This window comes from Streptomyces sp. AC558_RSS880 (genome assembly GCF_019049255.1).
In the GTDB taxonomy this organism is placed as follows: Bacteria; Actinomycetota; Actinomycetes; order Streptomycetales; family Streptomycetaceae; genus Streptomyces.
Map to the genome: position 1 here is coordinate 356,515 of NZ_JAGMUJ010000161.1, position 13,981 is coordinate 370,495.

At 74.3% G+C, this 13,981-nt stretch carries 11 protein-coding genes; 7 read left to right on the forward strand and 4 right to left on the reverse strand.

Annotated elements, in window-relative coordinates; translation table 11 throughout:
* Positions 1-133: 133 nt before the first annotated feature.
* The 3 genes from KUM38_RS37670 to KUM38_RS37680 are packed head-to-tail and all read left to right on the forward strand — an operon-like array spanning position 134 to position 4,931.
* Positions 134-1,183: a MoxR family ATPase gene (locus KUM38_RS37670; protein WP_217136574.1), complete on the forward strand. Its 1,050-nt coding sequence runs from the start codon at positions 134-136 to the stop codon at positions 1,181-1,183.
* Entirely contained in the window at positions 1,183-2,544 is a 1,362-nt protein-coding gene (locus KUM38_RS37675; RefSeq protein WP_217136576.1) for a DUF58 domain-containing protein, read from the forward strand. Before KUM38_RS37670 ends, KUM38_RS37675 begins: the two co-directional genes overlap by 1 nt.
* The gene (locus KUM38_RS37680; RefSeq protein WP_308409145.1) at positions 2,541-4,931 is read left to right on the forward strand and encodes a DUF3488 and transglutaminase-like domain-containing protein; all 2,391 of its coding nucleotides are present in this window, start codon (positions 2,541-2,543) and stop codon (positions 4,929-4,931) included. The genes KUM38_RS37675 and KUM38_RS37680 overlap by 4 nt, the downstream gene beginning before the upstream one ends.
* 316 nt (positions 4,932-5,247) lie before the next feature.
* Here KUM38_RS37680 and KUM38_RS37685 read toward each other — a convergent pair whose 3' ends face one another.
* The 3 genes from KUM38_RS37685 to KUM38_RS37695 all read right to left on the reverse strand — a co-directional run bounded on the left by KUM38_RS37685 (position 5,248) and on the right by KUM38_RS37695 (position 7,449).
* Positions 5,248-5,649, reverse strand: a complete 402-nt coding sequence (locus KUM38_RS37685; RefSeq protein WP_217136578.1) for a DUF3040 domain-containing protein — start codon at positions 5,647-5,649, stop codon at positions 5,248-5,250.
* A 288-nt stretch (positions 5,650-5,937) separates the two neighbouring features.
* Positions 5,938-6,708, reverse strand: coding sequence for a methyltransferase (locus KUM38_RS37690; RefSeq protein ID WP_217136580.1), 771 nt, complete (start codon positions 6,706-6,708; stop codon positions 5,938-5,940).
* A 222-nt stretch (positions 6,709-6,930) separates the two neighbouring features.
* A complete protein-coding gene (locus KUM38_RS37695; protein WP_217136581.1) occupies positions 6,931-7,449 on the reverse strand; it encodes an SAV_6107 family HEPN domain-containing protein in 519 nt (172 codons plus the stop codon).
* Between the two features lie 166 nt (positions 7,450-7,615).
* On the opposite strand from KUM38_RS37695, the gene KUM38_RS37700 reads away from it, so the two are divergent.
* The 4 genes from KUM38_RS37700 to KUM38_RS37715 all read left to right on the forward strand — a co-directional run bounded on the left by KUM38_RS37700 (position 7,616) and on the right by KUM38_RS37715 (position 13,002).
* The gene (locus KUM38_RS37700) at positions 7,616-8,380 is read left to right on the forward strand and encodes an ATP-binding cassette domain-containing protein (RefSeq protein ID WP_217136583.1); all 765 of its coding nucleotides are present in this window, start codon (positions 7,616-7,618) and stop codon (positions 8,378-8,380) included.
* On the forward strand, positions 8,352-10,436 hold the full coding sequence (locus KUM38_RS37705) for a YhgE/Pip family protein (RefSeq protein WP_217136585.1): 2,085 nt from the start codon (positions 8,352-8,354) through the stop codon (positions 10,434-10,436). Before KUM38_RS37700 ends, KUM38_RS37705 begins: the two co-directional genes overlap by 29 nt.
* Positions 10,437-10,471: 35 nt before the next feature.
* Positions 10,472-11,101 (forward strand): TetR/AcrR family transcriptional regulator, encoded by a 630-nt coding sequence (locus tag KUM38_RS37710; protein ID WP_217136587.1) that lies wholly within the window; start codon positions 10,472-10,474, stop codon positions 11,099-11,101.
* A 404-nt stretch (positions 11,102-11,505) separates the two neighbouring features.
* Entirely contained in the window at positions 11,506-13,002 is a 1,497-nt protein-coding gene (locus KUM38_RS37715; protein WP_217136589.1) for an NAD(P)/FAD-dependent oxidoreductase, read from the forward strand.
* A gap of 6 nt (positions 13,003-13,008) precedes the next feature.
* Here KUM38_RS37715 and KUM38_RS37720 read toward each other — a convergent pair whose 3' ends face one another.
* Complete coding sequence (locus KUM38_RS37720) at positions 13,009-13,953, reverse strand: hypothetical protein (RefSeq protein WP_217136590.1); 945 nt, start codon at positions 13,951-13,953, stop codon at positions 13,009-13,011.
* Between the last annotated feature and the right edge of the window lie 28 nt (positions 13,954-13,981).

The window sequence follows — 13,981 nt, forward strand, 5'->3', positions numbered from 1 at the left end:
GTGCCACGCGGAACTTTTCCCGCGTGGTGTCCGTGATTCGGGGTGGGCCGGTCCGCACGGCAAGGCGTCGGCCCGGGACATTTGGGGTCCCCCGCTCCTTTCCGGAGCGCGGGGAAAGGCCGAGGAGGGCCGGGTGACGACCTATGACGATCGAGCGAGCCTCACTGATCTGACCGCCGTGGTGGAGCGCGTGCGGAATTCGGTGGAAGGCGTGATCGAGGGAAAGCCCGAGGTCGTACGGCTCTCGCTGACCGTACTGCTCGCCGAGGGACATCTGCTCATCGAGGATGTCCCGGGAGTCGGCAAGACGATGCTGGCCAAGGCGCTGGCGCGGTCCATCGACTGCTCGGTGCGGCGGATCCAGTTCACTCCGGACCTGCTGCCCTCGGACATCACCGGTGTGTCCATCTGGGACCAGCAGCACCGTGACTTCGAGTTCAAGCCGGGCGCCATCTTCGCGCAGGTGGTGATCGGCGACGAGATCAACCGCGCGTCGCCGAAGACGCAGTCCGCGCTGCTGGAGTCGATGGAGGAGCGCCAGGTCACCATCGACGGCAAGACCTACGAACTGCCCAGCCCGTTCATGGTCGTGGCGACGCAGAACCCGGTCGAGATGGAGGGCACCTACCCGCTGCCGGAGGCCCAGCGCGACCGTTTCATGGCCCGCGTCTCGGTCGGCTACCCGAGCGCGGAGGCCGAGCTGCAGATGCTGGACGTGCACGGCGGCGTCTCCCCGCTGGAGGACCTCCAGCCGGTGGCGCACGCGCACGAGATCCTCAAGCTCATCGAGGCGGTGCGCGACGTCTACGTGGCCGAACCGATCCGCCGGTACGCGGTGGACCTGGTCGCCGCCACCCGCACGCACCCCGATCTCAGACTCGGCGCCTCGCCGCGCGCGACGCTGCACCTGCTGCGCGCGGCGAAGGCGGCGGCGGCCCTCGGCGGCCGGGACTACGCGCTGCCGGACGACGTGCAGGCACTCGCCGTGGCCGTCCTCGCCCACCGGCTGCTGCCCACCGCCCAGGCCCAGCTCAACCGCCGGACCGCCGAACAGGTGGTGCAGGAGATCCTCCAGCGCACCCCGGTGCCCGCGGACCGCCCCCAGGCGTCCGCGAACACCCCGCGGCGGAGCGGCCTCGGCCACGGCGGTCCGGAGTTCGGCCAGCCGCCCCGGAGGCTGTGATGACCACCGCCGGCGCCGTCCACACGGACGGCGACACGGGCGGCCGGAGCGGCGTCAGGACGGCCCTGGCCGGTCTCACCACCCGCGGGCGCTCCTTCCTGGCCGCCGGTGTGGCCGCCGCGATCTGCGCGTATGTGCTGGGGCAGAGCGATCTGCTGCGGGTCGGGCTGCTGCTGGCGGTGCTTCCGCTGGTGTGCGCGGGCGTGCTCTACCGCACCCGCTACCGGGTCGCCGGCAGCCGCCGGCTCTCCCCCGGGCGGGTGCCCGCCGGCTCCGAGGCGCGGGTGCACCTGCGGATGGAGAACGTCTCGCGGCTGCCCACGGGCCTGCTGATGCTCCAGGACCGGGTGCCCTACGTGCTCGGCCCGCGCCCGCGGTTCGTCCTGGACCGGGTGGAGGCGGGCGGGCGCCGCGAGGTGTCCTACCGGGTCCGTTCCGACCTGCGCGGCCGCTATCCGCTGGGCCCGCTGCAGCTGCGGCTGTCCGACCCGTTCGGGATGTGCGAGCTGACCCGGTCCTTCTCCACGTACGACACGCTGACGGTGATCCCGCGCGTGGAGCCGCTGCCGCCGGTGCGGCTGAGCGGCGAGGCGAAGGGGCACGGTGACGGACGGCAGCGCGCGCTGGCGCTGGCCGGCGAGGACGACGTGATCCCGCGCGGCTACCGCCACGGCGACGACCTGCGCCGGGTGCACTGGCGCTCCACCGCCCGCTACGGCGAGCTGATGGTGCGCCGCGAGGAACAGCCGCAGCGCGCCCGGTGCACGGTGCTCCTCGACACCCGGGCCGTCGCCTACGCGGGCGCCGGACCGGACTCGGCGTTCGAGTGGGCGGTGTCCGGTGCGGCCTCCGTGCTGGTGCACATGCTGGAGCGCGGTTTCTCGGTGCGGCTGCTGACCGACACCGGCACCTCGGTGCCGGGCGAGGGTTCCGACGGGTTCGCGGGGGTGAACCAGGAGTCCGCGGACGCGGCCGGGCTGATGATGGACGCCCTCGCCGTGGTGGACCACTCCGACGAGGAGGGCCTGTCCCGCGCCTACGACGTGCTGCGCAGCGGGAACGAGGGGCTGCTGGTCGCCTTCCTCGGCGACCTGGACGAGGAGCAGGCCGCGGTGCTCGCCCGGATGCGGCAGCGCAGCGGAGGCGCACTCGCCTTCCTGCTGGACAGCGGGACCTGGCTGCGGGAACCGACCGATGTGCCCGGTGCGGCGGACCGGCGCGGGGAGTGGCTGCGGATGCTGCGCGAGGCGGGCTGGACGGCGCTGGGCGTGCCACGGGGCGCCTCGCTGGACGAGTTGTGGCGGCAGGCGGACCGGGAGCGTTCGGGCCTGGCCGCGGCGAGTGGCGGGGAGGGACCGTGATCAGCGGACGGGCGAGGCTGACGCTGTGCGCGTGGGCGGCCACACTGGCGGCGGCGTGCGCCCTGCTGCCGCTGGTCGACCCGGCGGCCTGGATCCTCCAGGCGGCGTTCCTGCTGGCGGTGCAGTCGGGCGTGGGCGCGGCGGCCCGGCGGGTACCGCTGGCGCGTCCGCTGACGGTGGCGGCGCAGGTCCTGGTGACGCTGGTGCTGCTGACCCTGGTGTTCGCGCGTGAGCACGCCTTCGCCGGGCTGATACCCGGCCCCGACGCCCTCCGTTTCTTCGCCGAGCTGCTGGAGCAGGGCGGGAACGACGTCAGCCGGTACGCGATCCCGGCGCCGCTGTCCGACGGCATCCGGCTGATGCTGGTCGGCGGCGTGCTGGTGATCGGGCTGCTGGTGGACGCCCTCGCGGTGACCTTCCGCAGCGCGGCCCCTGCCGGGCTGCCGCTGCTCGCCCTGTACTCGGTGGCCGCGGGGCTGGCCGACAACGGCATCGACTGGCTGTGGTTCCTGCTGGCGGCGGCCGGCTATCTGATGCTGCTGCTCGCCGAGGGCCGGGACCGGCTCTCCCAGTGGGGGCGCGTGTTCGGCGGGGCGCCCGGCCCGGGCGGGGACTCGCCCGGCGCCGTCGCACCGGTGCGCACCGGGCGACGGATCGGCGCGGTCGCGCTGGGCATCGCCCTGGTGGTGCCGCTCGGCCTGCCCGCGATGAACGGCGGCCTGCTGGACCCCACCGGTACGGGAGTCGGCTCGGGCACCGGCGGGAACGGCACCGTCTCGGCGGTGAACCTGCTGGTGTCGCTGCAGGACTCGCTGAACAGGGACGACGACCGCCAGGTCATGTCGGTGCGCTCCGAGCTGACGGACGTGTCCGACCTGTATCTGCGGATCGTGTCCCTGGACGACTTCGACGGCACCACGTGGAAGCCGTCGAAGCGGTCCTTCACCACCGTCCCCACCGGCACGTTCCCGACGCCGCCGGGCCTCGGCACCGACATCGAGCGCACGGAGATCGGCACGACGATCTCGACCGCCGACTGGTACGCCCAGGACTGGCTGCCGATGCCGTACCCGCCGAGCGGGGTGAGCATCCGGGGTGACTGGCGCTACGAACCCGTCGACATGACGCTGGTCGGCGACCGCGGGCAGAACACGCGCGGTCTGACGTACGAGGTGCGCAGCCTCCACGTGCGGCCCACGGCGGAACAGCTGGCCAACGCGGCGGAGCCGGTGCCCGCGCTGCAGCGCGAGTACACCGAGCTGCCGGACTCGCTGCCCGCCGTGGTGTCCCGCACCGCCCGCGAGGTCACCGAGGGCGCGGACAGCGCCTACGACCAGGCGGTCAAGCTCCAGGAGTACTTCACGCTGACCGGCGGCTTCGAGTACGACACCGAGGTCGACGTCGGCAGCGACTCGAAGGCGATCGCCCGTTTCCTGCGGGACAGGCAGGGCTTCTGCGTGCACTTCTCGTTCGCGATGGCGTCGATGGCCCGTTCGCTGGGCATACCGGCGCGGGTCGCGGTGGGCTTCGCGCCCGGCACCCCGCAGGCGGACGGCACGGTCTCGATCGGGCTGCGGGACGCGCACGCCTGGCCGGAGCTGTACTTCGAGGGTGCGGGCTGGACCCGGTTCGAGCCGACCCCGGCCCGTGGTTCGACGCCGTCGTACACCGTGCAGGACACCGCGGAGAACACGGTGCCCGATCCCGCCCGGCCCTCACAGACCGCGTCCGCGGAGCCGTCGGCGGAGCCCTCGGAGAGCGAGAGCTGCACGGCGGAGCGGAGGAAGCTCGGGGCGTGCGAGAGCGAGTCGCCGCAGGCGGCCCTGCCCACGGGCGGCGACGGGCCGAAGTGGTACGCGCTGCTGGGATGGGCGCTGGCCGGTCTCGTGGTGCTGGTGCTGCCGCTGTCGCCCATGCTGTGGCGGGCGAGGACCCGGGCGGTGCGGCTGGGCGGACACGGCCGCTCGGAGGCGGAGGCGGTGCCGTACGTCCTGGCCGTCTGGGACGAGCTGACCGACGCGGCGTGGGACTACGGCATCGCGCCGGACGAGTCACTGACCCCGCGCGGGACGGCGGACCGGATCGTGCGGCTGGGCCGGCTCGGCCCGGACGCGGCGGCGTCGGTGCACCGGGTGGCCGATGCGGTGGAACAGGTCCTGTACGCGCCGCGGCCGCGGCCGGTGGTGGGGCTGACGGATGACGTGCGGGGGGCTGTGGCGGGGCTGCGGGCCTCGGCCGGCGGCCGGCGGGTGCGGTTGCGCGCGGTGTTCGCGCCGCGGTCCGCTGTGCGGGTGGTGTGGGTGGTGTCGGCGTGGTGGGCCGGGGTCCGGCAGCGGCTCCTGTCGCTGCGCCCGACCTGGCGCAGGCCGTCGCGACAGCAGGGCTGAGACCCACCGGGCCTCGCGGGGTGGGGCGCTTCCGGCGTCAGCCGCGGGCGGGTCGTGCCTCCCCCCCGTGCCTTGAGGGCCTGGGAGGTGCCCCCAGGGCGGTGGGGGTCTCCCCGCTCGAGCGAAACCGGGAGTGGGGGAGGAGCCGAGAGCGGGGAGGCATCCCTCAAGCGCCGGGCCGCGCGACTCACCCCCGCCCAGCACCCACCCCGGCGGCCCCCACGGCCCGCCACGACTGCCCGCGGCGGACGCCGAAGGGGCGACCACCGTTCGGTGATCGCCCCTGAGCCATGTCTTCGGGTGTGCGCCAAAGGCGCTAGTGGCCGCCCTGCTCGTCGCGACGGCGTTGCCAGCGTTCCTCGATGCGGTCCATCACGGAGCGGCGCGGTCTGCCCTGGCGCGCCGCCTGCGGTGTACCCGTCGCACCGGCGGCCTGCTCCCCCGGCTTGGGCGCCTTGCGCCAGCCGGTCACCGCGAGGACCGCGCAGCCCAGCATCACGAGGAACCCCACGACACTGAGCCAGACCTGCTGGGCGACCATACCGGCCATGAGGAGCGCAATACCCACGAGGAAGCCCGCGACCGCCTGGTAGACCCGTCGCCGGGTGTACGTACGCAGCCCGCTTCCCTCGAGCGCTGTCGCGAACTTGGGATCTTCGGCGTACAGCGCTCGCTCCATTTGCTCGAGCATGCGCTGCTCGTGCTCCGAGAGCGGCACGGAGTCCTCCTCATCGTGCAGTCGCCGGGGCGACCCGGGGGGTCCCTTCAGGATAGGCAGGGAATCGCCCCCGTGAAACCCGCCCCTCTGCGCCAATTGGCCAACCGGTACCAGCCATCACGTCCCGGCCCGCTGAGACTTCTCATTCCCCGGCGGCCGGCCCGTCATGCCGGGCGGTCTCCCTCGATCATACGGCGCCAAGCCGCCATTCGGGGGGCCTGTGGCGCACTCCATGCACGGCGGGGCCACCGGACGCGCCGCTGATCAGCACCGCGTCCCGGCAGCCGCTCAGGCCCCCGAGGTCCCCCGCGTCTCACCGAGCACATGAAGTTGCGTGGCCACGGAGTGGAAGGCGGCGAGCTCGGCCGCCGCGGCCTCCAGCTTCAGCAGCGCGTCCAGGGCTCCAGGCTCGGTGTCGACGAGCACGCCGGGGACGAGGTCGGCGAAGACCCGCACGCCGTGCACGGCGCCGACCCTCAGGCCCGCGCCCTCCACGAGCGCGGTGAGCCGGTCGGCGGTGAAGCGGCGCGGCACGGGGTCGCCGGCGCCCCATCGGCCGTCGGGGTCGTCGAGCGCCTGCTTGGCCTCCGTGAAGTGACCGGCGAGGGCGCGGGCGAGCACGGCGCCGCCGAGGCCCGCGGCGAGCAGGCTGAGGACGCCGTCGGGGCGCAGGGCCGCCACCGCGTTGCGGACGCCTTCGGCGGGGTCGTCGACGTACTCCAGGACGCCGTGGCACAGCACGATGTCGTAGCCGCCGCGCTCGGCCACGTCGAAGAGGCCCCGGGCGTCGCCCTGGACGCCCCGGACCCGGTCGGCGACGTCGGCCTCGGCGGCGCGGCGCTCCAGGGCGAACAGCGCGTCGGGGCTGGGGTCGACGACGGTCACCCGGTGGCCGAGCCGGGCGAGGGGCACCGCGAAGTTGCCGCTGCCGCCGCCGGTGTCGAGGATGTCCAGCGCCTGCCGTCCGGTCGCCTTGACCCGGCGTTCCAGGGCGTCCTGGAGGACCTCCCAGACCACGGCGGTACGGAGGGCGGCTCGGGGCCGCATCGGGTCCGACACGGTAGTTGACTCCTCGGCGCGGCACCGCCTCTTCCTCGGCGGAGCAATCGGGTTCCCTCCCCCGGCGGGCAGGGCTTCAGGCGCTGTCCACCCTATGGCCTGTGCCGTGGTGGCCGGCCACCCGGCCGGGGACCCAGGGGGCGGCGCGAGGTGTTTCGCCCCCGCCGCCCCTTCCCCTCCCGCCCCGGACCTCCTTCGCGCCCACGTGGCGGAGCCGCACCTCTATACGGCCCCGCGCCCCTGGTACGGCAGGACCGGCTGGAGGACCAGCATGCGTTCGACCAGGCGGAGGAACATCGCCACGTCGCGTATCAGGTCGTCGGCGTCCCGGCTGCTCGCCGCGCCCTGGATGCCGGCCTCGGCCCGGGCGCGGCGCCGGGCCCCGGAGGCGAACAGCGCGCTCCACTCGGTGAGCTCGGGCGCGATCTCGGGGAGCACTTCCCAGGCGCTCCGTATTTTGGCCCGGGCCCGGGGCGAGGTCTCGGGCCGGCCGCGGGCGGCGAGCACGGCGGCGGCGGTGCGCAGGGCGGCCAGGTGGGCCGTCGCGTAGCGCTCGTTGGGTGTCTCGAGGGCGGCGGCCTCGTCGAGTCCGGCACGGGCCTGGGCGAGCAGGTCGAGGGCGGCGGGCGGGGCCGTGGCGCGGCGCAGCACGGGGTGGATGTCGCTCGCCGGGCCGTTCAGTGAGGGGGCAGGGCCGGTGGTGCGGCGCCGACGGGCGGCGGCTGCGGACGAGTTGGCCATGACGAACCTCCTGTCGTCTTGGTGACGGCGCCCCTCCTGAGAGGTGCCGTATGTGCACATCGTGAGGTATGGCACTGACAATCCGTTCCGACCTGGGCTTTTGCTTCGCTCGACTGTTCGCGCTAGTTTTTGCACTGACCAGTCAGTTCAAAAACAGGGGGACTTGGTGGACGGTCCGCTCGGACTCGCCGTCACGGCCCGCGGCTTCGGCCTGAAGGGGCCGCGGGGATGGGCGTTCCGCGGGGTCTCGGCCGACGCGGAGCCCGGCTCGCTGATCGCGGTGGAGGGGCCGTCCGGGTCGGGCCGCACCTGCCTGCTGCTCGCCCTCACCGGCCGGATGCGGCCCACGGAGGGCCTGGCCGCCGTCGGCGGGCTGGAACTGCCCAAGCGCATGTCCGCCGTACGCCGCCGCAGCGCGCTCGCGCACGTCGCCGGAGTCACCGATCTCGACCCCGCCCTCACCGTCGGCGAGCACCTGCGGGAACAGGCCCTGCTGCAGCGCCGTTTCGGCGGCTCGCTTCCCCGCCCGCGCCCGTGGCCGCGCCCGCGCGGAGAACGCACCCGTGAGGAGAGGGAGCGCGTCGACGACGCGCTGGCCGTCGCCGGGCTGGACCTCGCGGCCCTGCCCAAGGCCGCGCGGACCGCCGTCCGGGATCTGGAGCGGGTGGAGGCGCTGCGGCTGTCGCTCGCGCTGGCGCTGCTGGGGCGTCCCCGGCTGCTCGGCGTGGACGACACCGACCTGAAACTCCCACCCGCCGGACGGGCCGAGGTGTGGGCCCTGCTGAGGTCCGTCGCCGGGACCGGCACCACCGTGCTGGCGGTGTGCAGCGAGGCACCGCGCGACGCGGTGGTCGTCCGCACGGGAACCGGCGGGCACGACGACGCGAAGGAGGCGGCGGCCGATGCGCTCGCCGGAACTGGCCGCTCTTGAGCTCCGGCGCTTCGGCCGGGGCGCACTGCCGCGCGCGGCCCTGGTCGCCCTGCTGGTGCTGCCCCTGCTGTACGGCGCCCTGTACCTGTGGTCGTTCTGGGACCCGTACGGCCGTCTGGACCGGATCCCGGTGGCGCTGGTGAACGACGACCAGGGGGCGCGCGCCGACGGGAAGCGGATCACCGCGGGCGACGACATCGCCGAGGGGCTGCTCGACAGCGGCACCTTCGACTGGCGGGAGGTGAGCGCGGCCGAGGCCCGGCGGGGCGTCGAGGACGGCACGTACTACCTGTCGCTGACCCTGCCCGCCGACCTCAGCCGCCGTATCGCCTCCGGTGCGGGCGACTCCCCCGAGACCGGCGCCCTCCAGGTGCGCACGAACGACGCCAACAACTACATCGTCGGGCAGATCTCCCGGACGGTCTTCGGCGAGGTGCGCCGGGCCGCGTCCACGAAGACCGCGCGCTCCTTCCTGGACCGGATCTTCGTCTCGTTCTCGGACATCCACGGCGAGACCGTGAAGGCGGCCGAGGGGGCCGACAAGCTGAGCGGCGGCATCGGGAAGGCGGAGAAGGGCTCCGAGGACCTCGCCGACGGCCTGGCGGACGCCCGCAAGGGCAGCGGGAAGCTCTCCAAGGGGCTGAAGGACCTCCACAGGGGCGCCGGTGACCTGGAGGACGGCTCGAAGAAGGTCGCGGACGGCACGCGGAGACTCGCCGACAAGGTGAACGCGGTCGACGCCGAGGTGGGCCCGTTCCTGAAGGACAACGAGAAGACCATCGGCGACACCGCGCGGTTCGTCGCCGACTCGGCCGGAAAGCTCCGCGAGGACCTCGACACCCTCGAGGAGAAGGCGCCGGCCGCCGCGAAGGACACCCGTGCGGCGTCCGACACCATGGACGGCATCCACAAGGCGCGCTGCGAGGACCCCGTCCTGCCCGACGCCGCCTGCCCGGACCTGGAGAAGGCCAGGAACGCGGCGGCCACGGCGGCGGACGTCGCCGCCGACACCGGTGCCCTGGTCACCGGCCACCGCGACGACCTGAAGAAGCTCGACACCCGCCTCGCCGCCCTGGAGAAGCAGGCCCGGGCGCTCGCCGGCCGCGCCCCGCACCTCTCCGAGGACCTCGACGACGCCGTCACCAGGATCAACGCGCTCGACGCCGGGGCCGGCAAGGTCGCCGCCGGCGCGAAGAAGCTGAACAGGGGACTCGGCACCGCCGAGACCGGCGCCGCGGACCTGGACGAGGGCGTCGGCGAGCTGAAGACCGGCGCGGACGACCTGAACGGCGGCCTCTACAAGCTCGTCGACGGCTCCGGCGAACTCGCCGGCGGTCTGCACGACGGTGCCGGGAAGATCCCCGACTACGACGAGCGGGACCGCGACCGGCGCACCGAGGTGATGGCCGACCCGGTCCGGCTCGTCTCCCACGACCTGCACAAGGCGCCCGACTACGGCACCGGCTTCGCCCCGTACTTCATCCCGCTGTCGCTCTGGGTGGGCGCGATGGTGGCGTACATGCTGATCGCGCCGATGAACCGGCGCGCGCTCGCGGCAGGCGCCTCCGCCTGGCGGATCGCGCTGGCGGGCTGGCTGCCGGTGGTGGCGATCGGGGTGCTGCAGACGCTGGCGCTGATGGCGGTGCTGCACTGGGCGCTCGGGCTGCAGATGGCGCGGGCGGCCGGGACGGTGGGCTTCCTGTGCCTGGTGACGGCGTGTTTCGCGGCGATCGTGCAGTGGCTGAACGCGCGCTTCGGCGCGGCCGGCCGGATCCTCGTCCTCGCGCTGCTGATGCTCCAGCTGACCTCGGCGGGCGGCACGTACCCCGTGCAGACCAGCCCCGGCTTCTTCAACGCGCTGCACCCGTTCCTGCCGATGAGCCATGTCGTCGGGGCGCTGCGGCGGCTCATCACGGGCGGCGGCCTCGCACCGGTGTGGCAGGCGTGCGCCGTGCTCGCGGCCTTCACCGCGGGCGCCCTCGCGCTGACCGCGCTGTCGGCCCGCCGCCGCCAGGTGTGGACGATGGACCGCCTTCACCCCGAGCTGAGCCTTTGAACGGGCGCGCCGGGGCTCCTGTGAGAATCAGGGCCATGGAACGCAGCAGCACCACGCCGGGCGGCAGTGCCCGCCGCGAGGCCACCCGGCAGAAGCTCTACGAGGCGGCCGTCACCCTCATCGCCGAACAAGGCTTCTCCGCCACCACCGTGGACGAGATCGCCGAGCGGGCGGGGGTCGCGAAGGGCACGGTCTACTACAACTTCGCGAGCAAGTCGGTCCTCTTCGAGGAGTTGCTGCGGCACGGGGTCGGTCTGCTGACCGCCTCACTGCGGGAGGCGGCCGAACGGACGGCCGCGGAGGGCGTCGGCAGGGTCGACGCCCTGGACGCGATGATCCGCGCGGGGCTCGTCTTCATCGACCGCTACCCGGCCTTCACCCAGCTGTACGTGGCCGAGCTGTGGCGCACCAACCGGGCCTGGCAGTCCACGCTGATGGTGGTGCGGCAGCAGGCCGTGGCGGTGGTCGAGGGCGTGCTGCGCGAGGGGGTGGCGAACGGCGAGTTCAGCGACGAGATCGACGTCCCGCTGACGGCGGCGGCGCTGGTCGGCATGGTGCTGGTGGCGGCGCTGGACTGGAAGTCCTTCCAGCCGGAGCGTTCCCTGGACGACGTGCACTCCGCCCTGTCCCGGCTGTTGCAGGGGCGGGTCAGCGGCCGCCGCTGAATCCCGGACGGACGAAGGCGCCGGCCCGGGGTGGCCGCGTCCCCCGCGGGCCACCGTCGGACCGGCGCCTTCCTTGCTCCCCCGTACGTTCCCCCGTGCGGTCGTCCCCCGGGTTCCCCCGTGCCTCGCTCCCGCCGACGGTTCCGGCGGAAGGAGCGGATCGCGGGCCCGTACCGTTCCGGCGCCCCGTGTCGCCGGTCCGGGGCGGGGCCCCTCTCCGTGGTCTCCACTCTCCCGTTCCCGGGGGCCGGCCCCCATCCGCGCGCGTACTCAACTCGGCGGCTAGGTACGGGTACTCAGGGCCGCGCACGCGCCCCCACGGCCCGGTGCCGCCGACTGGGGCCCGGAGCGGGGGCGCGGGTACTCGGGACGGACTGTCGGTGGCGGCGGATAAAGTCCCTGGCATGGCACGGATTGCGGTGATCGGCGCCGGGATGGGCGCGATGGCGGCCGCCGCCCGGCTGGCCGTCGCGGGCCACCGGGTGGCGGTGTACGAGCGGACGGAGACGTACGGCGGTGCGCTGCGCCGTCTCGAGCGGGACGGGTTCGCCTTCGACACCGGACCCGGACTGCTCCCGCTTCCGGCGGTCTACCGGGATCTGTTCGTGAAGACCGGCAAGGAGCCGCTGGAGGCGTGTGTCGAACTGGTCCAGGCCGACCCGTCGTCGCACCACGTGTTCGCGGACGGTACGCGCGTGTCGCTGGCGGGCGCCTCCCGCGCGGGCGTCGTCTCCGCGCTGGAGGAGAGTCTCGGGGCGGACGCGGCCAGGCGCTGGGGGGACTTCCTGGTGCGGGCCCGGGAGGCCTGGGACCGGTCGCGCCGGCCGCTGCTGGAGGAGCCGCTGTGGCCCAACTGGCGGGTCCTGGCCGAGCGTGAGCCGTATCCGGCGGTCCCCCACAAGAAGTTCCTGCGCACGCGTACGGCGGGCACGCTCGCGGAGGTCGGGGCGTGGGAGCTGCGCGATCCCCGGCTGATCGCGCTGCTGGAGAGCCATGCGCTGGCGTACGGCCTCGATCCCCGCTCCACCCCGGCGAGCGCGGCGGTGCTGCCGTACATGGAGCACGCCTTCGGCATGTGGTACGTACGCGGTGGCATGCGGGAGCTGGCGCGTGCGGTGTACGAGCGGTGCCTGGCCCGCCGGGTGGAGTTCCACTTCGGTGCGGAGGCCGTCGGGGTCCTGGAGAAGGACGGCCGGGCGGCGGGGCTGGAGCTCGCCGGCGGCGCGGTGGCCGAGGCGGACTTCGTGGTCGCCGGGGTGGCTCCCGGGGAGCTGGACCGGCTGGGCAGGGGGACACGGGTGCGCGGTGACGGCGAGGTCCCGGGCCGGCGGGGGACGGCGAGCCGGGTGACGCTGGCGCTGGCGCTGCGGGGCGGGCGCCCGGAGGGGACCCCGCACCGCACGGTCGTGCACACGGAGGACCGGGAGGCCGAACTGGAGTCGCTGTCCGGTGCCCCCGGGGGCCTGCCCCCGCGGCCCACGGTCACGGTGCTGCGGCCGGACGACCCCGCGCTGGTCCCGGACGCCGGCCACGAGGCGGTCACGGTGACGTCGGTGGTGCCCGCCGGGACCGAGGGGGCCTGGGACGCGTACGCCGGGAATCTGATCGCCGTCGCCGAGCGTGCCGTACCCGGCCTGCGCGACCGGTTGCTGTGGCACGAGGTGCGCACCCCGGCCGACATCGCCGGGGAGACCGGCGCGGAGGGCGGCGCGGTGCCGGTGCCGGCGCTGGCCGCGGCGGACGGGCGGCTGCTGCACCCGGCCAACAGCACCGGGCTGGCGGGGCTGTTCACGGCCGGCGGCTGGTCCCACCCCGGCGGCGGGCTCCCGCACGCCGGGATGTCGGGGGCGCTGGTGGCCGGACTGATCGTGGAGGGGCCGGAGTTCCGCGGGTCGCAGTGAACGCGCTCAGTAGCGGTACTGCTCGTCGTACCCGTTGCCGTTGCCGTGCGTCTGTTCGTCGCCCTGGTACGGGTACTGCTGCTCGGGCGGGAGTTCACCGCCGTACGGGTCGTCGGCGCTGCGCTGCTGCGGGACCCACAGGCCGCCGGCCGGGGTCTCGCCGCCGTAGCCCTGCTGGGCGTACGGGTCCTGGCCGTAGCCCTGCTGGGGGTACTGCTGCGGGTCGGCGTAGCCGGTGTCGTACGAGGTGTTCCCGTAGGCCGGGTCGCCGGTGTACGGGTCGGAGTAGGCCGCGTACTGCTGCTGGCCCGTGGTGTCGTAGCCCTGCTGCTGGCCGTAACCGGAGTAGTCGTAGGCGTAGTTCGGGTCGGCGCCCTGGGCGGTCGCCGCGTACTGGTCCTGGGACGGGGCGGCGTACCCGGTGTCGCCGTAGACGCCGTAGGAGCCGGTGTCGTCGGGCATGGGCTGCGGCTCGTAGACGGCGGTGGTCCCGTCGGCCGCCGGCTGGTCGGGGCGGGCGACCGGGGTGAACACGTCGTCGCGGTCGTAGTCGTCGTCCGCGCGGTGGCCGGACCGGTCGCGGTGGCCGTCGTCCTCGTCGCCGTGACCGGCGCCGGACGCCTCCAGGTCGGAGACCTCCAGGGTCGGCTCCTGGCGTCCGCGGTCGCCGCGGCGGCGCTTGGCGGCGGCCAGCACCGGCGCGTTGACCGCCCAGCCGGCCGCGAAGCCGCGGCGGAACGACAGCGTCACATAGGTCTGGCCGACCGCGAAGGCCGCGGCGCCAAGACCGATGACGACCACGGACGGGATCAGCACACCGAGCACGACACCGAGGAAGCCGCCGAAGGCGAGCAGCCGCCAGCGCAGGCGCGCCTTGTACTGCAGCAGCACCTCACCGAGCAACCACAGCGCGACGATGCCGAACGCGATGTAGAGGACCGTCCAGCCCATGTACGCCCCTCTCCCAGTGGTCGCTACT